A 19,924-nucleotide genomic window follows, 5' to 3' on the forward strand; every position below is an offset into this window, starting at 1 on the left:
ATAATGAAAAATATAATAAATATCGAAAATTTAAGTTTTAAATATACCACTGAAGATATACTTAAGAGTTTAAATTTGAATGTATCAAAGGGAAGTTTTATAAGTATATTAGGACCAAATGGATCTGGAAAAACAACCCTTCTTAAAAATATATGTAATATATTAAAACCCTATAAAGGGAAAATATTCATAGATAATAAAGAAATAAATAGCATAAAGGAAAAGGACTTAGCTAAAAAGCTTGCAGTTGTACACCAAGGAACAGATTTAGAGTTTGATTTTACTGTGTATGATGTTGCCATGATGGGCAGATATCCCTACCTTAATAGATTTCAATCTGAAGGAGAAAGAGATAAGGCTATAGTAAAAGAAGCTTTGATAAATACATCTACTTGGCATTTAAGGGATAAAGGAATAAATGAAATAAGTGGTGGAGAAAGACAGAGGGTAATGATAGCGAGGGCGCTTGCCCAAAATCCCCATATACTGTTATTAGATGAACCAATATCCCATTTAGATATAAAACATCAGATAGATATATTAAAGCTATGTAAAAAACTAAATAATGAAAAACAACTTACTATTATAACAACTCTACATGATATAAATATGGCAAGCAGATATAGTGATCATATACTTCTTTTAAAGGACGGAAAAATAAAGGAAATGGATACTCCAGATAAGGTCATAACCGAAAAAAATATAGAAGATGTTTATGGCATAAAGGTTGATTTAATAAAGCGGGTGGAAGATAGAAATCCTATTATTGTACCGAAAGCGATTTAACTTTAGAGGAGAATTGAGAATGGAGAGAGGACAATTTAAGGTGATTTTACTCTCTTTGTTCGTAAAATATTATATTCAAATCGGCTTTACCGATTTGCACATTGTCAACTAAAAAAGTGGGGTGATAAAATGTTAAACTTAACGCTAGTAACCGGTGGGGCTAGGAGTGGTAAGAGTAGGTTGGCGGAGAAAATAACTAAGGAGATTGGAGAAAATATAGTTTATATAGCCACTGCCATAGCCTTTGATGATGGTATGAAGGACAGAATAAAAAAACATAGAAACTCAAGACCAAAGGAATGGACAACCATAGAAAAATACAGAGGTTTTAATACTTTAAAAAACAACCAAGATTTTTTAGATGCAGATACTATTATTTTAGATTGTATGACCATTATGATTTCAAATTTAATACTCGAAAGTGGATATGACTTTTACAAGATTACCATGGAAGAAGTGGATAAATTAGAGGAAGAAATATTTAATGAAATAGATTCATTACTCAAGATAATGGAGGACTATAATAAAAATTTTGTAGTTGTAACAAATGAAGTTGGTATGGGATTAGTACCATCATATAAATTAGGAAGTATTTTTAGAGATATAGCAGGTCGTGGAAATCAGTACTTAGCGAAGAAGGCCACCGAAGTACATTTAACTGTATCGGGAATACCACTTAAAATAAAATGATTGGTGGGATTATATGCGAAGTTTATTACTTATGATAGTGTTTTTTACTAGAATACCTATCAAATATAAATACGAATATAGAGAAGAAGACTTAAAAAGAGGAATTAAGTTATTTCCCCTTATAGGGACACTAATAGGTGCTTTTATTTTTTTACCATCCCTTTTGGATAAATATCTAGATAAACCGATAATTATAGTTTTTAGCTGGATGATGTATATATGGATAACAGGGGGACTCCATATAGATGGTCTTGCAGATACCTTTGATGGGGTATTTAGTAATAGGGACAAAAAAAGGGTTTTGGAGATAATGAAGGATAGCAGGATAGGGACTTTCGGTGTTATTGGGATTATATTTATACTTATATCTAATATAGCATTAAGTAACTACATAGATTATAAAATTTTATTTTTACTTCCCATATTAGGTAGAACAAGCTCTATAATATCGGCATCAGTAAGTAATTATGCCCGGAAAGAATTGGGGATGGGAACTACATTTATAAATAATAGTGGTATAAAAGAAGTGCTAATATCTTTATTATACACAATGATTATATCTTACATATTATTGGGATATAGAATATTGATTGGAGAAATAATAACATTTGTTACTGTTTTAGCTATAACTAAATATATAAAAGATAAGATAGACGGAATGACAGGAGATACCATAGGATTTGTTATAGAAATATCCCAGACGGTATTTTTATTTGTAAGTTATTTAACTTTTAAATTGTTGTAAGGATGATTTTATGAAACTTATACTACTTCGCCATGGTGAAACTATGGCCAACAAAAATAAAAGATATAGCGGATGGACCGACTATGATCTTACAGAAAAAGGAAAGAAGCAAGTGGATGCAGGGATAGAAAAAATAATTGGAGAAGATATAGATTATATTTATTCAAGTCCATTAAAAAGGACCCTATATACAGCCAATATTATAGGAAGTAAATTTAATAAAGAAGTAAAGGTTGATAATAGATTAAAGGAACTTAATTTTGGAATATTTGAGGGTAAAACCTATAAAGAAATACGTAATGAATATAAAGAAGAATCTAAAAGATGGATAGATGACTATGTAAATTATAGGATACCAGAAGGGGAAAGTCTAATGGATGTACATAGCCGGATAGCTAATTTTTTAGGTGAAATAAAAAATACAGATAAGACTTATGTTGTAGTAACCCATAGCGGTGTAATAGGGGTTATATTAACCACATTATTGGATTTAAAATTAGAAAAAATGTGGAATTTTAAGATAGACCCTGGGTGTGTTGTGAAGATGGAATATAATGATGGGTTTGGAGTACTTTTGATTTAAAGAATAAATAATAGAGAATAAATAATAGATAAGGAGATTTTACTCCTAGGGGAGTAAAGTTAAATGACGTAGGGGCCGGGCATGCCCGGTCCAGGGCCTCCTAAAACTTTAATATTTGTTGTTGGGGGATTCGCAATCCTCCAACCCATAAAGCAAGATGAAAGTGATAATATAGAGTTTTGGTAGAGACTATGAAATTGAAACGTAGGGGGGAATTCATTCCCCGGAACTTAAATTAATAAAAGACAGATTTCAGAGGTGAAAAAATGACTAAAAAAACTAAAGCCTTAATCATAGCTGGGGAATCCAGTGGAGTTGGGAAGACCACAATAAGCCTTGGTATAATGGGGGCTTTAACTAAAAGAGATAAAAAGGTGGCACCCTTTAAAGTTGGACCTGATTATATAGATCCGGGATTTCATAAATTTGTAACGGGAAATCCATCCTATAACCTAGATAGCTGGCTATTAAAAGAAAAAACTCTAAAATATCTATTTAATAAAAATATAAAAAATAAAGATATGGCAATTATAGAAGGGGTTATGGGGCTTTATGATGGTTTTGGTATAGAAAAGGATGAAGGAAGTACTGCCCATATGTCTAAAATATTAGATGCACCTGTAATACTTATTATAGACGGTAAAGGTATGTCTTCAAGTGCAGCGGCTAAAGTATTAGGTTACAAAATGTATGATGAAGATGTAAATATAGCGGGGGTAATAATAAATAGGGTTTCTGGAGAAAAACACTATAATATATTAAAGGAAGTAATTGAACGGGATGTGAAAATACCCTGTATTGGTTATCTACCGTCAAACCTAGATATATCATTAAATAGTAGACATTTAGGTCTTATACCTGCTGAAGAGATAGATGATTTAAGAAATAGAATTGATAAGATATCAGAACTAGTAGAAGCTTATATAGATTTAGATACTATGGAAAATTTGGCATACAATAAGACTGTTGAAAATATGGAATATCCATTATATAGGGAGTTAAAAGATAGTAAAAAAGGTCTTAAAATAGGTATAGCTAAAGATAAAGCATTCAGCTTTTATTATCAAGATAATATAGATTTATTAAAGGAAATGGGAATAGAACTGGTTCCCTTTAGTCCATTAAAGGATAAAGACATACCCAAAGGGGTTGATGGACTATACATAGGTGGAGGATTTCCCGAGGTATTTACTAAAGGCTTAGAAAAAAATGAAGAGTTTAGAAAAAATCTTAAAAACCATTTAGAAAATGGACTACCCGCATATGGTGAATGTGGTGGTCTTATGTATTTAACAGAAGGAATAGAAGATTTAGATGGCAATTATCATAATATGGTAGGATTTTTGCCAACAAAGGGAATAATGACTAAAAGACTTCAGCGATTTGGATATGTAAATATAAATATAAATGATGACACGGATATAAAAGCCCATGAATTTCATAGGTCGAAAATAATAGATAATGATAAATTGGATTATATATATGATGTTAAAAAAGTAAGGAATGGACAAGTTAAAAATCAGTGGAAATGTGGAGTGATAAAAAAGAATGTTTTAGCTGGATATGGACATATTCATTTTTATAGTAATATAGAATTTCTGAAATGGAAACTTAATTTAAAGAAAAAAGAATAGAGAATAAAGAATAGATAAGGAAACCTTCGACTGAAGTCGAAGCTACAATTTTGTTGTTGGGGGATTCATTCTTTGAAATTTTTTTAAAAGGGGATTGAAAAAATGACTAATAAATTAACCCAAAATATAACCTATTGTGGATTATTTATAGCTATCTCAATTGTAGGGGCTATGTTTCCTGTTTATGGTTCTATTGCTTTTGACTCATTGGCGGGATTTTTTGCAGCATTATTTTTAGGTCCCTCTGCAGGGGCTATTGTATGTGGTTTAGGTCATATAGGAACTGCTGCAATAAACGGCTTTCCCTATTCATTACCATTACATATCTTAGTTATGATAGGTATGGCAATAGCAGGGTATAGCTTTGGGTTTATCTATAGAAAAATAAATTGGTTAGTGGCTATAATAATTGCCATATTAATAAATGGACCTATTTTGACATTAATGACTGTACCGGTTACTACTTTTCTAGGAATAGAACCGGGAGGATGGATGTTATTTAAAATACTCTTACCGACATTAACTTTGGTTTCAGCGATAAATATAGTATTTGCTTATATTATATTTAAAGTAATAGGCAAAAGAAACTTTAAATAAAGAAGAATGGGTAAATAAGAAAGAAGAATTTTAAAAGTAAAGAATAAAGAACTTAAAATAAAGAATAAAGAATAGAGAATAAAGAATAAATAAGGAGATTTTACTCCCGATGGTCGTAAAATTTCATTCTGTTGTTTGGGGTTAGGGGATTCACAATCCCCTAACTGATAATGTAGGGACGAGGCATACCCTGTCCGGTGGATGGTCATAAGTATTCTTCTAAAAGGTAGAGGAGAATTCATTCTCCGGAACTTTTTTAGAGAATAAAGAAGAAATAAAGAAACCTTCAACTGAAGTCTAAGTTACAATGTCGTTTATGTTGTTGGGGGATTCGTAATCCCCCAACCAATAAAACTAGAGAAGATAAAATTGGAGGAATTTATGAAAATAACACGATACAGAGACTTGAGCCTAATAAATATAAATAAAAATCAAACCATGGTTATAGCCTGTGACTCAGCTGGAGGGATAGGAAGTAAAGAAAATGATATAGTTAAGGTTCCCCCACATATTGTGGGATACTTCACATGTCAAGTTCCATTAAAGGAAATATTATCTGTGGGGGGAGAGGTTATAACTATTGTTGATACATTATCGGTGGAAATGGATGATACCGGTATGGAGATAATAAAGGGAATAAAAAGGGCCATAGAGCCTTTGGATATAGACGAAGATGTAATATTAACAGGTAGTACAGAGGAAAACTTTCCAGTTTGTCAAACGGGAGTTGGAATAACAGCCATAGGTATCATAAATGATGAAAATTGGGAAATACCTAAAAGTCACAGGGGAGACTTAATAATTTCAATAGGGTTACCAAAGGTGGGAGAAGAAGTTATAAAGGATAATGGAGAAATAATAACATTACCTATTATAAAGGAACTTTATAGTAAGTCCTATGTGAAGGAAATAATACCAGTGGGTTCTAAAGGAATTATACATGAAATAAATGAGATATGTAAAAATAATAAACTTAAATACGAATTATATGAGAATATAAAGGTTAATATAAATAAATCAGCAGGTCCAGCAACTTGTGGAATAGTAACCATTGATAAAGATTTTTATAATGAATTAATAGAAAATTTTTCGGTACCAATAAATATATTAGGTAAAATCTTATAAAACTAAAAGAGGTGGCTAAATATGAGCTATGTAAAAAATCCTATGGAAATAGAAAGAACAAGTTTTGAAATAATAACAGAAGAATTAGGAGAAAAAAATAATAGATTTGATGAAAAGACTGGAAAAGTAGTAAAAAGGGTAATCCATACAACTGCTGATTTTGAATATGGAGATATAATTAAAATACATAAAGATGCAATAGATAATGGTATTAAAGCACTGAAAAATGGATCAAATATATATACAGATACTAGTATGATACGTTCAGGAATAAATAAGAGAAGATTATCTAAGTTAGGTGGAGACATAGTAAATTTTGTACATGATGATGATGTGAGAGAAGAGGCTAAAAAAAGGGGTATAACAAGGTCAATGGTGTCAATGGAAAAGGCATGCAAAGATGATAATATAAAAATATTTGCCATAGGGAATGCCCCAACGGCATTATACACCCTCATAAGACTTATAAAAGAAGGGATGGAAAAACCAGATTTAATAATAGGGGTTCCAGTGGGATTTGTAGGAGCAGAGGAGTCCAAAGAAGAACTTATGAAACTAGATATACCATATATAGCAACAAAGGGAAGAAAAGGAGGCAGCACAGTGGCTGCAGCCATTATTAATGCAATGATTTACTTAATTTAAAGAATAAAGAATAGAGAATAAAGAATAGATAATGAGATTTTACTCCCTGTGGTCGTAAAATTTCATTATATAGAGGCAAGGCAAAATCTATGATATGTAGGGGCTGAATATATTCAGCCTCCCGCCCTGAAAGCGGCGGGAATGGACCGAAAATAAAATAGATTTAAAGAACAAAAACGACTAACAACCACAAACCACGAAACACCACAATTTATAATTTAAAATTTACAATTTAAAATTCCGAAGCCGGTCCAAGGCAAAAACTTAGGACCCACCGAAACTAACAATTAACAATTAAAAATTAACAATTCCGAAGCCCCGCTTCGGCCAAGGGGTGATAAAAATTTTAAACCGCTATGTAACTAAAGGAAATAAAAAACTAAGATACGGATATACCACAGGTTCCTGTGCAACAGGGGCTGCTAAGGCTGCCACCTATATGCTCTTTAACAATAGGAAAATTAATTCAATAGAAATAGACACACCTAAAGGATGGGTACTAAATTTAGATATTTTAGATATTAACATAGGTAATGATAAAACATCCTGTGGGATAGAAAAGGATAGTGGAGACGACCCTGATGTTACAAATAAATTAAAAATATATGCTAAAGCGGAAAAGATAACTAAGGGAATTATTATAACGGGAGGCATAGGTATTGGAAAGGTAACTAAAAAAGGCTTATCGGTTCCAGTGGGTAGATATGCAATAAATCCTGTTCCGATGAAAATGATAGAAGAGGAAGTAAAAAAGGTACTTCCTGAAAATAGTGGTGTAAAAATAACCATATATGCCCCTGAAGGTGTTAATATAGCTAGAAAAACCTTTAATCCAAAACTAGGGATAGAAGGTGGAATATCTATTATAGGAACAACGGGAATAGTGGAACCTATGTCTGAGGATGCCCTAAAGGAATCATTAGCACTGGAGCTATCTATATTAAGAGAAAAGAATATAGACAAAATAATATTTTCACCGGGAAACTATGGTAGAGATTTTGCTTTAGAGATGGGATTAGATAGAGACTTAGTAGTTAAAACTAGCAATTATATAGGATATATGATAGATAAAGCAGTTGAATATAATATGAAAAAGATATTATTTATAGGTCATATAGGAAAAATGGCGAAAGTAGCAGGGGGGATATTTAACACCCATAGTAAAATGGCCGATGGGAGAATGGAAATATTAACAGCCAATTGTGGAATCCTAGGGAGTAGTAAAGAATTAAATAAAAAAATAATGAACTCAATAACCACCGATGAGGCTATAGGATATATAAAAGAACAAGGGTTAGAAGAGGTTTTTAATATATTGGCAAATAAAATAACAAAAAAATGTGAAGAGAGATCCTATGAGGAAATAGATTTTGGAACTATTATATTTTCTAAAGAGTATGGAACCCTTGGAAAAAGCCATAATTTTGATGGGCTAATGGAGGAATTTAAAAATGAATAAAATAAAAGTCATTGGCCTAGGGCCAGGACATGGGGATTATGTATTACCTATAGCAAAAGAAAAAATAGAAGAAGCGGAAATAATAATAGGTGCTAAAAGAAATCTAGAAAGTGTAAAGATAGAAGGTAAAGATACTTTTGAGATAACGGGAAGGATAAATGAAATAGTACCATTTATTAAAAATAATATAAATAAAAATATAGCCATAATTGTTTCTGGAGATACTGGCTTTTACAGCTTACTGTCCTTTTTAAAGAGAAACTTTAGTAGTGAAGATTTAGAAGTAGTACCGGGAATAAGTTCCATTCAATATATGTTTTCAAAACTAGGACAAACATGGCAGGATGCATATATAGGTAGTTTACATGGTAGAGAGATTGATTTTATAGCTAAGGTTAGAGAATATAAAAAGGTAGGACTTTTAACCGATAGAAAATGGACACCAACAAAAATTGCCGAAGAGTTAATAAATAAAAATATAAATAATAGACTTATATGCATAGGAGAGAATCTATCCTATGATAATGAAAATGTAACTATAGCTAAGCCTAATGAAGTTATAAAAAGAAAAGATTATGATATATCAGTGGTGGTGATAATAGATGAAATGGAAATATGATACCTATGGTATCCCCGATGATATGTTTATTAGGGGAAAGGTACCAATGACAAAAGAAGAAGTCAGAAGTATAACTATGAGTAAGTTAAGGCTAAATAAAGATAGTACAATAGTAGATATAGGTGCAGGAACTGGGTCTGTATCCATAGAATGTGGTCTGTTTGCTAAAAAAGGAATGGTTTATGCAATTGAAAGAAAAGATGATGGGGTAAATATTATTAATGAAAACATAAATAAGTTTAAGTTATCCAATGTGAAGGTGATAAAGGGGCTAGCTCCTGGAATTTTAGATAACGTACCTAAGATTGATAGGGCCATTATAGGAGGCAGTGGAGGAAAGTTAGTAGAGATATTTGATTGGCTTGATAAAAACTTAAAAAAAGAAGGAAGACTGGTTATAAATCTTATAACCATAGAAAACATATATAAGGCATTGGATTTAATAAAAAGCAGGGGATATACAGATATAGATGTAGCCCAGATAAATGTTTCAAAGGGGAGATTTATAAAGGAATATACCCTTATGGAGGGGAATAATCCAGTGTATGTTATATCAGCAGAAAAGAAATAATCTATTAGTCTAAGGAGGACTATTATGAAAGGAAAATTTTATGGAATAGGGGTAGGTCCCGGGGATCCTGAACTAATCACTATAAAGGCAGTTAACACGTTAAAAAAAGTAGATATGGTTATATGTCCAGAGGCAAAAAAAGAAAAGGGAAGTATAGCCTTTAATATAGGAAAAAATTATCTTAAAGAGGATATGGAGATATTATATCTAACATTTCCCATGACTCATGATGATAAAGTTTTAGAAAAAAAGTGGAAAGAAAACTCTAAAATTATACTAAAACATTTAAATAAAGGAAAACATATAGCCTTTTTAACAATAGGTGATCCAATGGTATATAGTACATATATGTATTTATTACCATATCTAAAGGAGGAAAATGTAGATATAGAAACTATACCGGGAATCACGTCTTTTTGTGCAGTGGCCAGTAGAACAAATACTCCACTGGCTTCTAAAGGGGAAACCCTTTGTATACTTCCCCTTATGAAGGATAGTAAAAAGTTAGATACTGTACTTGATGAGTGTGACAATATAGTGGTAATGAAGCCATCCCATGATAGTAAATTACTTGCTAAAAAGTTAGTAGAAAAGGGATATCAAGATAACTTTATCTTGGTATCAAAATGTGGAACAGAAGAAGAGGAGATTATTACAGATATAGAAAGGCTCAAGAATGATAAAATACACTATTTGTCAACAAGCATTATTAAAAATAAATAATAAAGAATAGAGAATAAAGAATAGATAAGGTGATTTTACTCCCGATGGTCGTAAAATAAAAAACGTAGGGACAGGGCGTGCCCTGTCCGATTCGTTGTTGGGGGATTCGTAATCCCCCAACTCTTAAAATGGTGTAAGAACTATTTAATTATATATATGTAGGGTCTGAATATATTCAGACCCCTGCCGTATGAAGAGGCGGGGTGAATTAATTAACAATTGACAGTGGATAATTTAATGTACAAATCGGCTGAAGCCGATTTTAAATATAATATTTTAGGAACAAAGTGACTAAAATCACCTTCAATTGTCAATTTGCAACTGTCAATTGTCCATTATCAAAGGTACAGGGAAATTAATTCCCTAAAAGATAAATGAAAACAAGAAAGGAGGCATAATATATGAAAAAAATATATATAATCGGTGCAGGACCTGGGGATCCGGAGCTTATAACTGTAAAGGGAAGAAAAAAAGTGGAAGAGGCGGATATAATTATATATGCCGGTTCCCTTGTAAATAAGGGAATAATAGGTTGTAGAAAAAAAGATAGTGAAGTATATAATAGTGCCAGTATGACTCTAGATGAGGTTATTGATGTTATAGAAAAAGGTGTAGAAGAGGGTAAAAAAGTAGTAAGGGTTCATACGGGAGATCCAAGTATATATGGAGCAATAAGGGAGCAGATGGATAGATTAGATAAATTAAATATAGAATATGAAGTTATCCCGGGGGTCAGCTCTTTTGTTGCATCGGCTGCAGCAATAAAGAAGGAGTTTACCCTTCCTGATGTTTCCCAAACTGTTATATGTACAAGACTAGAGGGAAGAACTAAGGTTCCAGAGAGTGAGAATCTAGAGTCTTTAGCATCCCATAAAGCGTCTATGGCAATATTTCTATCTGTTCATATGATAGATGATGTGGTTAAAAAACTAATACCCCATTATGGAGAAGACTGTCCAGTGGCTGTTGTTCAACGGGCAACATGGGAAGATGAAAAAATAGTTATTGGCACTTTAAAAAATATATCTAAAAAGGTTAAGGAAGAAAACATAACAAAAACTGCCCAAATACTAGTAGGAAATTTCTTGGGAAATAAATATAGTTTATCAAAATTATACGATAAAAACTTTAGTCACGAATATAGGAGTGGAAAAAAGTGAAAATTGGAGTCTTAACTGTTACTAAAGGTGGACTTAAGAAGGGAAAAGAGATAAAGAAAAAGCTTCCCCATATAGATTTGTATGCATTACCAAAATGGAATGATAATATGGCATTACCCATAAAGGGAAAACTATCTGACTTTGTAGGTGAACTATTTAAAAAATATGATATGCTTTTATTCATTATGGCGACGGGAATAGTTGTTAGGGTGATATCAAAATATATAGAAAAAAAGGATAAAGACCCTGCAATATTGGTTATGGATGAGAAGGGACAATTTATAATAAGCCTTCTTTCTGGTCATCTAGGAAAGGCCAATCAATATACTGAGGAATTATCGAAACAACTAAAGGCCACACCAGTTATAACCACAGCTTCAGATGTAAATAACAAGATAGCAGTGGATACCCTTGCCATGAGATTAGGCTTAGAAATAGACAATTTAGAAAATGCTAAGCCTATAACATCATTAATAGTGAATGATGGTTTAGTAGGAATAAAATCAGATATAAAAGTAGATATACCATTACCAAATAATGTAATAATGGATAAGGAAAAAGGGGTGAATGGGGTTATATATATAACAAATAAAAAGAATTTAAATATAAAACATACCTTACCATATGTGAAGTTAATAAATAAAAATATTGTACTAGGTATTGGTTGTAGAAGGGGAATAAAAACCGAAAAGGTAAAGAAATCTATAGAAATAGCCCTTGACCAATTAAACTTAGATTTAAAAAGTGTGAAAAAGCTGGCCACAATTGATTTGAAAAAGGATGAAAAAGGGATTATTGAGGTTTCTAAAGATTATGATATCCCTATAGACATAATAGATAAGGCCAGTATACTGAAAATTGAAAAACAATTTGATACATCGGAGTTCGTTAAGAAGTCCATAGGGGTAGGGGCAGTTTGTGAACCCTGTGGATACTTAGCAAGTAATGAAGGGAAATGTCTTATGAAAAAGGAACCCTTTGATGGTATAACATTATCAGTTTGGGAGGAACAACAATGAAAAAAATATTTGTTATAGGTCTAGGTCCCGGTAAACATGAATATATGTCCATGGCTTCAATGGAAGCTATAAAGGCTTCTGATGTTGTGGTTGGATATAAAACGTATATAGACTTAGTTGAAGACTTAATTAAAGATAAAAAGGTAATATCATCGGGGATGAAAAAGGAAATAGACCGGTGTGAAATAGTTTTAAATGAAGCTAAAGAAGATAAAATAGTATCTCTAATAAGTAGTGGAGATGCGGGAGTATACGGTATGGCTGGAATAATGCTTGAAGTTTTAAATAAAGATGGAAGTGATATAGAAATAGAGATAGTGCCCGGTATTACCGCTTCCAATGGAGCAGCATCTTCTCTAGGGGCTCCTATTATGCATGACTATGCAACCATAAGTTTAAGTGACTTACTAACAGATTGGGAGCTTATTAAAAAAAGAATCCATTGTGCAGGGGAAGGGGATTTTGTTGTAGCTTTATATAATCCTAAGAGTAAAGGAAGACAGAAGCATATAGAAATAGCAAGGGATATATTACTTAAATATAAAGATGGAAATACTCCAGTTGGTATAGTAAGAAATGCAAAAAGGGATGGTGAGACAGTAAGGATAACTACCCTTAATGACATGTTAAATGAAAAAATAGATATGCTCACAACGGTTATAATAGGTAACTCTAAAACCTATGTAAAGAACAATAAAATGATAACCCCTAGAGGATATAATCTATGATATTAGTATTATCTGGTACCAAAGATGGAAGAATAATAATAAATAAGTTACTAGAAAAAGGTTTTAAAGTATTGGCAACAACAACCACAGAGTATGGTAAAAAGCTTATTGGTAATAATAAAAATTTAAAAGTAATATCTAAAAGTCTTAATAAAAGTGAAATGAAAGACTTATTAATAAGTTATGACATAGATTTAATAATAGATTGTACCCACCCCTATGCAGAAGAGGCTTCAAAAAATATAATATTTGCCTCTAAGGATACTAGTATAAAGTATATTAGGTATGAAAGGGAAAGGGGAAAATACAACGACATATTGTCATTTGATACCTTTAAAGAATGTACAAAATATTTAAAGTCGACAGAAGGAAATATATTATTAACAACGGGAAGCAATAATCTTAAGGTATTTGTGGAAAACATAAATATAAATAGATTATACATAAGGGTTCTTCCCACATCAAAGGTTATAAAAAAATGTGAAAATTTAGGCTTTATTCCTAAACAAATTTTAGCACTACAAGGCCCATTTAATAAGGGCTTAAATAGGGAAATATATAAACAATACAATATAAAACATATGATAACAAAGGATAGTGGAGATATAGGAGGAACAAAGGAAAAAATAGAGTCAGCAAAGGAAATAGGGATAGAGCCCATAGTTATCAACAGGCCAGTTATTGATTATGGGGAGAAGTTTTTTGATGTTGATGAAATAGTTAGAAAGATAGAGAATAAAGAATAAAGAATAAAGAATAGATAATGAGATTTTACTCCTTACAGTCGTAGAATTAAATTATATAGGGACAAGGCAAAATCTATGAAATGTAGGGGCTGGGCATGCCCAGTCCACCCGCCCTGTTAAGTGGTGGGAAGGGGTGAAAACAAACCTGATTAAAAGAATAAAAATAACTAATAACCAAGAACCATGAAACACCACAATTTATAATTTAAAATTTACAATTTAAAATTCCGAAGCTTCGGTCCAAGGCAGAAACTTTGAATCCACCAAACCTAACAATTAACAATTAAAAATTAACAATTCCGAAGCACCGCTTCGGCAGAAAGGGTGATAATAATATGAAAGAGGCATTATTAATAGTAGGACACGGGAGTAGATCAGATAAGGCACAGGAAACATTTGATAAAATGGTAGAGTTAGTAAGGGATAAATCAGAATATGACATAGTAGAAGGAGCCCATATGGAAATATGCGGACCATCTATAGAAACAGTAGTAGGGAAATTAGCCGGTGAAAATGTGGAAAAGATAGTAATGGTCCCATACTTTTTATATGAAGGAATCCATATAAAAAGGGATATTCCTAATCTAATAGAAAAGTTAAAAGAGAAGCACAATATAGATATTGTATTTGGAAAGCCAATAGGTGTAGAACCACTGCTGGCAGATATACTTATAGATAGGGCAAAGGCCATAAACTAGCCTTAAATAATTTGGAGGTTTTTTCATGAATATTGCAGTAATAGGACTTAATCATAATAATGCCCCCATAGAAATAAGGGAAAAGGTATCCTTTACAGATACTAAAAAGATTGAGGGAACAAATATTTTACTAGATAAGGGAATAAAAGAAGTAGTAATTATATCCACGTGTAACAGAAGTGAAATTTATATAATAGATAAAGAAGATAAAATAGATGACAGTATAGACTTTATTAAAAATTTTTATAAAGACTTCTTTAAAATTAACAATATAAAAGAATATCTGTTTACTATAAAGGGAAGAGATGCTATATATCATTTATATGAGGTCTCCTCTGGATTAAAATCAATAGTTCTAGGAGAGGATCAAATTTTAGGACAGGTTAAAGAGGCCCATAACTTTGCAATGGATTTAGGTTCTAGTAAAAAAATCCTTAATAAAATATTTAGGGAAGCAGTAACCACTGCGAAGAATATAAAAAGTAAAATAAAGATATCAGAACATCCCTTATCTATAAGTTATATTGGGGTGAAATATTTAAAAGATAAATTAGGTTCACTAAAGGGAAAGAATGCATTGATAATAGGCCTTGGGAAAATGGGAAAATTGGCATTAAAACATCTTTTAGAAGAAGACTTAGACAATATATATATGTCTAACAGAAATCATGACAAAACAGTTAATCTAAAAAAAGATTATCCAGATATTATTCCCATAGACTACTATGATAGATACTCTATAATAGAAAAAGTAGATATATTAATAACAGCCACGGCATCTCCCCATAGAATTATTGAGAAAAATAAAATGTCCAATAGAGATAAGCCCTTATATATAATGGATATGGCACTACCTAGGGATGTAGATAAAGAAGTGGGGGAGCTTGATAATATATTTCTATATGATATAGATAACTTAAAGGATATATCAACGGAAAATGAAAAGAAAAGAGAACAATTATCTCTAAAAGCAAAAGGAATGATTAAAGATAATATAGATGACTTATTATTGTGGCTAAAAACAGTAAAGGCAGACCCAATAATAAAGGATTTAAATGAAAGATGTAAAGAAATAGAACAGGATACCTTAAATATAATATATAGAAAGTTAGATTTAGATTGTAGAGAGAAAAAAATAATATCAAAAATGCTAAACTCAGCCTTAAAGAGACTAATAAGGGAGCCTATAGTTAAACTGAAAGGAACCGCCGATGATGAGGAGAGGGAAAACTATATTGATGTCTTAGAGAAACTCTTTATTAAATAAGAATGGGTAAAGAAGAAAGAAGAAATATAAAAGCAGAGAACTTAAAGTAAAGAATAAAGAATAGAGAATAAAGAATAGATAAGGAAACCTTCGACTTGGTCGAAGCTATAGATTTTTATGTTGTTGGGGGATTCGTAATCCCTCAACCAATAAAACTAGAGAAGGTCAAAAACTGGAGGATTACGAATCCCCCAGTAACAAAATATGTAGGAACTAGGCATACCTAGTCCTCCGCCCTTTTATTAAATAAGAATGGGTAAAGAAGAAAGAAGAAATATAAAAGCAGAGAACTTAAAGTAAAGAATAAAGAATAGAGAATAAAGAATAGATAAGGAAACCTTCGACTGAAGTCGAAGCTATAGACTTTTATGTTGTTGGGGGATTCGTAATCCCTCAACCAATAAAACTAGAGAAGGTCAAAAACTGGGGGATTACGAATCCCCCAGTAACAAAATATGTAGGAACTAGGCATACCTAGTCCTCCCGCCCTTTTATTAAATAAGAATGGGTAAAGAAGAAAGAAGAAATATAAAAGCAGAGAACTTAAAGTAAAGAATAAAGAATAGAGAATAAAGAATAGATAAGGAAACCTTCGACTGAAGTCGAAGCTATAGACTTTTATGTTGTTGGGGGATTCGTAATCCCTCAACCAATAAAACTAGAGAAGGTCAAAAACTGGGGGATTACGAATTCCCCAGTAACAAAATATGTAGGGACTAGGCATGCCTAGTCCTCCGCCCTGTTAAGTGGAGGGAAAGGGCCAAAAATAAAGCTAATAAAAAGAACAAAACTAACTGTTTACCAAAAAAATACGAAACAACACAATTTATAATTTAAAATTTACAATTTAAAATTCCGAAGCACCGCTTCGGCCAACGGGGTGTTATGTAAAAATGTTTTACCCAATAATGTTAAATATAGAAAATAAAAAAATAACAATAATAGGTGGAGGAAAAGTTGCTTTAAGAAAGACTAAAAAACTTCTACAATTCAACAAAAATATAACTGTTATAAGCCCTTATTTCCACGAACAATTTAAAAATATAAAAAACATAAACTTAATAAAAAAAAAATATAAAGAAGAACATATTAAAGGTTCTTTTTTAGTATTTGGAGCAACATCTGACCATAGTATAAATAAAAAGATAGCAGAGGATTGTAAAAAAAATGATATCCTCTGCAATATAGTTGACAGTAAAGAACTATCAGAGTTTATAATACCATCTAGTATAAAAAGGGGAGACTTGACAATATCCGTATCAACAATGGGAAAAAGTCCTTCGTTATGTAAAAAAATAAGAAAAGATTTAGAAAAGAAATATACCGATGAATATGATGAATATATAAAATTATTAGGAGATATTAGGGAACTTGTTTTAAAGAAATGTGATGACAAAATTAAAAGAAGAGAAATATTAAATGAAATAATAAATCTTAATATAGAAGACCTTAAAAAAAGGAGAGAAATATATGAAAATAGTAGTAGGATCTAGGGGTAGTAAATTAGCCCTTATACAAAGTAATTGGGTTGTAGATAGTCTAAAGAAAGAATACCCTGATATGGAGTTTGAAATAAAGGTCATAAAAACGAAGGGGGATAGAATCAAAGATGTGGCCTTAGATAAGATAGGAGATAAGGGGTTATTTGTTAGGGAGATAGAAAAGGAACTGTTAGATGGAAGTATAGATATAGCTGTTCATAGTATGAAGGACATGCCATCGGAAACTCCAGAAAATCTTATGTTTGTAGATATACCAAAAAGGGAAGACCCAAGGGATGTACTTATATTAAAAGAAGGATATAACTCAATAGAGGATATACCTAAGGGAGGTAAAATAGGTACAGGAAGTAAAAGAAGGAAGTATCAGATACTAAAACATAGACCGGATTTAAATGTTTTACCCATTAGGGGAAATATAGGAACTAGAATAAATAAGATAGAGACAGAAAATCTAGACGGAGTAATACTAGCAGCGGCGGGGGTATTAAGACTAGGTTGGGAAGATAGAATATCAATGTATATACCACCAAATATTATATTACCGGCACCGGCTCAAGGAGCTTTAGCTATAGAGATTAGAGAGAATAGAGAAGATTTAAAAGAAATGTTAAATAGCATAAAAGATGAAAAATCAAATATACAAGTTAAAAGTGAGAGGGCATTTTTAAAAGGGGTAAATGGTAGTTGTCATATACCTATAGGTGCCTACTGTATAGTAGAGGGAGATAATATAACCTTAGAAGGTTTATTTGGAGATGAAGATGGAAAATGTATAGTAAGGGATACTATTAAGGGAAAAATTGGAGAGGAAAAGGAATTAGGTTATAAATTGGCTGATAAAATCCTTAAGGAGATTGATAAAGATGAAAGGTAAAGTTTATCTTATAGGGGCAGGACCAGGGGATTATAAGTTACTTACTTTAAAGGCTCTTGAAGTAATTAGACAATCGGATGTTATAGTTTATGATAGACTAGCAAATAAGAAAATATTAAAGGAAGCTAAAAAGAGTTGTGAATTCATATATGTAGGGAAAAAATCCAGTGACCATACAATGAAGCAGAAAGATATAAATCAGCTATTATGTAATAAAGCTAAGGAAGGAAAAATCGTAGCAAGGCTAAAGGGGGGAGACCCCTATGTATTTGGTAGGGGTGGAGAAGAAGGGGAAATTCTTTATGATAATAATGTGGATTTTGAAGTAATTCCGGGAATAACATCTGCCATAGGAGGTTTATGCTATGGCGGAATACCAATAACCCATAGGGATTTTGCATCATCATTTCATGTTATAACTGGACATTTAAAAGATGATAAAAAGGAGCTTAATTGGAAAGCTTTAGCTAGTTTAGATGGAACATTAGTATTTTTAATGGGGATGAAAAATCTAAAAAATATAACGGAAAATCTAATTAAAAATGGTAAAACCAAAGATACAGAAGTGGCAATAATAAACTGGGCAACAAGATATAATCAAAAAGTTTTAACGGGCAATTTAGAAAATATATATGATAAGGTACAAGAAGAGGGAATAAAACCACCATCCCTTATAGTGATCGGAGGTGTAGTATCTCTAAGGGATAAATTAAGCTTCTTTGATAAAAAGCCTTTACTGGGTAAAAATATAGTGGTAACTAGGGCTAGAGCCCAAAGTAGTAGCTTAGTAAAGAAAATAATGGACCTAGGGGGAAATCCAATAGAGTTTCCAACTATAAGAATTAAAGAAATAAATCCTAATAAAGATTTAGAAGACAAGATAAACAATATTGGGAATTATGATTATGTAATATTTACAAGCATAAATGGTGTTGATATATTTTTTAATAGGTTATTGAATATGGGATATGATAGTAGAAAATTAGGAAATATAAAAGTAGTTGCCATAGGGCCTAAAACATCAAAAGCCCTTAAGAAGTATGGAATAATACCGGATATCATACCTGAAAAGTATGTTGCAGAAAATATATATGAAAGTCTTAGTAAGAATTTAAATAGTAATAATAAAGTACTTATCCCAAGATCATCAAATGCCAGAAGTTATCTTGTGGATAAACTAAATGAGGTATGTTATGTAGATGAAGTAAAAACATATGATACAGTTTTAGGAGATGGAAACAAGGAAGAAATGTATAGTTTCCTTCAAAATAATGAAATAGACTACATAACATTCACAAGTTCATCCACAGTTAAAAACTTTATATCTATTATTGGAGAAGAAAATGTGGATAAACTTAAAAGTACAAAACTAATATCAATAGGCCCAATAACTTCAGAAACAATAGAAAACTTTGGACTAAAAGTTTATAGGGAAGCAGAGGAGTATACAATTGAGGGAGTTTTGAAAACAATTATAAATTGTAAATTATAAATTTTAAATTAAAAGATACGGAAGCTATGCTTCCTTGTATGTAGGGCTTGAATATATTCAAGCCTCCCACCCTGTAAAGTGGTGGGAAAGGGCCGAAAATAAAGCTAATAAAAAGAACAAAACTAACTGTTCACCAAAAAAACACGAAACACCACAATTTATAATTTGAAATTTACAATTTAAAATTCCGAAGGCGATCCAAGGCAAAAACTTTGGAACCACCAAAACTAATAATTAACAATTAAAAATTAACAATTCCGA

At 31.7% G+C, this 19,924-nt stretch carries 21 protein-coding genes; all 21 read left to right on the plus strand.

The window, feature by feature from the left end; genetic code table 11:
• Positions 1-3: 3 nt before the first annotated feature.
• Positions 4-786, plus strand: a complete 783-nt coding sequence (locus V6137_RS04600; protein WP_425446710.1) for an ABC transporter ATP-binding protein — start codon at positions 4-6, stop codon at positions 784-786.
• A 129-nt stretch (positions 787-915) separates the two neighbouring features.
• Positions 916-1,476: a bifunctional adenosylcobinamide kinase/adenosylcobinamide-phosphate guanylyltransferase gene (gene cobU / locus V6137_RS04605; protein ID WP_425446711.1), complete on the plus strand. Its 561-nt coding sequence runs from the start codon at positions 916-918 to the stop codon at positions 1,474-1,476.
• Between the two features lie 13 nt (positions 1,477-1,489).
• Positions 1,490-2,221 carry an adenosylcobinamide-GDP ribazoletransferase gene (gene cobS, locus V6137_RS04610; RefSeq protein ID WP_425446712.1) on the plus strand — a complete coding sequence of 244 codons (732 nt, stop codon included), beginning with the start codon at positions 1,490-1,492 and terminating at the stop codon, positions 2,219-2,221.
• Between the two features lie 10 nt (positions 2,222-2,231).
• On the plus strand, positions 2,232-2,804 hold the full coding sequence (gene cobC, locus V6137_RS04615) for an alpha-ribazole phosphatase (RefSeq protein WP_425446713.1): 573 nt from the start codon (positions 2,232-2,234) through the stop codon (positions 2,802-2,804).
• A 266-nt stretch (positions 2,805-3,070) separates the two neighbouring features.
• Positions 3,071-4,438, plus strand: coding sequence for a cobyrinic acid a,c-diamide synthase CobB (locus V6137_RS04620; protein WP_425446714.1), 1,368 nt, complete (start codon positions 3,071-3,073; stop codon positions 4,436-4,438).
• Between the two features lie 102 nt (positions 4,439-4,540).
• The gene (locus tag V6137_RS04625; protein WP_425446715.1) at positions 4,541-5,035 is read left to right on the plus strand and encodes an ECF transporter S component; all 495 of its coding nucleotides are present in this window, start codon (positions 4,541-4,543) and stop codon (positions 5,033-5,035) included.
• 381 nt (positions 5,036-5,416) lie between these two features.
• A complete protein-coding gene (locus tag V6137_RS04630) occupies positions 5,417-6,160 on the plus strand; it encodes an AIR synthase related protein (RefSeq protein WP_425446716.1) in 744 nt (247 codons plus the stop codon).
• A 21-nt stretch (positions 6,161-6,181) separates the two neighbouring features.
• On the plus strand, positions 6,182-6,805 hold the full coding sequence (locus tag V6137_RS04635; RefSeq protein WP_425446717.1) for a precorrin-8X methylmutase: 624 nt from the start codon (positions 6,182-6,184) through the stop codon (positions 6,803-6,805).
• 334 nt (positions 6,806-7,139) lie between these two features.
• The gene (gene cbiD / locus V6137_RS04640; RefSeq protein ID WP_425446718.1) at positions 7,140-8,264 is read left to right on the plus strand and encodes a cobalt-precorrin-5B (C(1))-methyltransferase CbiD; all 1,125 of its coding nucleotides are present in this window, start codon (positions 7,140-7,142) and stop codon (positions 8,262-8,264) included.
• On the plus strand, positions 8,257-8,883 hold the full coding sequence (cbiE, locus tag V6137_RS04645; protein ID WP_425446719.1) for a precorrin-6y C5,15-methyltransferase (decarboxylating) subunit CbiE: 627 nt from the start codon (positions 8,257-8,259) through the stop codon (positions 8,881-8,883). The genes cbiD and cbiE overlap by 8 nt, the downstream gene beginning before the upstream one ends.
• Positions 8,867-9,454: a precorrin-6Y C5,15-methyltransferase (decarboxylating) subunit CbiT gene (cbiT, locus tag V6137_RS04650; RefSeq protein WP_425446720.1), complete on the plus strand. Its 588-nt coding sequence runs from the start codon at positions 8,867-8,869 to the stop codon at positions 9,452-9,454. The genes cbiE and cbiT overlap by 17 nt, the downstream gene beginning before the upstream one ends.
• A gap of 24 nt (positions 9,455-9,478) precedes the next feature.
• The gene (gene cobI, locus V6137_RS04655) at positions 9,479-10,177 is read left to right on the plus strand and encodes a precorrin-2 C(20)-methyltransferase (protein WP_425446721.1); all 699 of its coding nucleotides are present in this window, start codon (positions 9,479-9,481) and stop codon (positions 10,175-10,177) included.
• A 401-nt stretch (positions 10,178-10,578) separates the two neighbouring features.
• Positions 10,579-11,337, plus strand: a complete 759-nt coding sequence (gene cobM / locus V6137_RS04660) for a precorrin-4 C(11)-methyltransferase (RefSeq protein WP_425446722.1) — start codon at positions 10,579-10,581, stop codon at positions 11,335-11,337.
• Positions 11,334-12,356 (plus strand): cobalt-precorrin 5A hydrolase, encoded by a 1,023-nt coding sequence (cbiG, locus tag V6137_RS04665; RefSeq protein ID WP_425446723.1) that lies wholly within the window; start codon positions 11,334-11,336, stop codon positions 12,354-12,356. Before cobM ends, cbiG begins: the two co-directional genes overlap by 4 nt.
• On the plus strand, positions 12,353-13,084 hold the full coding sequence (cobJ, locus tag V6137_RS04670; RefSeq protein WP_425446724.1) for a precorrin-3B C(17)-methyltransferase: 732 nt from the start codon (positions 12,353-12,355) through the stop codon (positions 13,082-13,084). Before cbiG ends, cobJ begins: the two co-directional genes overlap by 4 nt.
• Entirely contained in the window at positions 13,081-13,830 is a 750-nt protein-coding gene (cobK, locus tag V6137_RS04675; RefSeq protein WP_425446725.1) for a precorrin-6A reductase, read from the plus strand. The genes cobJ and cobK overlap by 4 nt, the downstream gene beginning before the upstream one ends.
• Before the next feature lie 335 nt (positions 13,831-14,165).
• On the plus strand, positions 14,166-14,528 hold the full coding sequence (locus V6137_RS04680; RefSeq protein WP_425446726.1) for a sirohydrochlorin chelatase: 363 nt from the start codon (positions 14,166-14,168) through the stop codon (positions 14,526-14,528).
• 25 nt (positions 14,529-14,553) lie between these two features.
• Positions 14,554-15,795 (plus strand): glutamyl-tRNA reductase, encoded by a 1,242-nt coding sequence (hemA, locus tag V6137_RS04685; protein ID WP_425446727.1) that lies wholly within the window; start codon positions 14,554-14,556, stop codon positions 15,793-15,795.
• Between the two features lie 893 nt (positions 15,796-16,688).
• Complete coding sequence (locus V6137_RS04690; protein ID WP_425446728.1) at positions 16,689-17,288, plus strand: precorrin-2 dehydrogenase/sirohydrochlorin ferrochelatase family protein; 600 nt, start codon at positions 16,689-16,691, stop codon at positions 17,286-17,288.
• Complete coding sequence (gene hemC, locus V6137_RS04695) at positions 17,266-18,171, plus strand: hydroxymethylbilane synthase (protein WP_425446729.1); 906 nt, start codon at positions 17,266-17,268, stop codon at positions 18,169-18,171. Before V6137_RS04690 ends, hemC begins: the two co-directional genes overlap by 23 nt.
• The gene (cobA, locus tag V6137_RS04700; protein ID WP_425446730.1) at positions 18,161-19,663 is read left to right on the plus strand and encodes a uroporphyrinogen-III C-methyltransferase; all 1,503 of its coding nucleotides are present in this window, start codon (positions 18,161-18,163) and stop codon (positions 19,661-19,663) included. The genes hemC and cobA overlap by 11 nt, the downstream gene beginning before the upstream one ends.
• Positions 19,664-19,924: the final 261 nt, after the last annotated feature.

The organism is Dethiothermospora halolimnae (assembly GCF_037577855.1).
GTDB classification, from domain to species: Bacteria; Bacillota; Clostridia; order Tissierellales; family VENL01; genus Dethiothermospora; species Dethiothermospora halolimnae.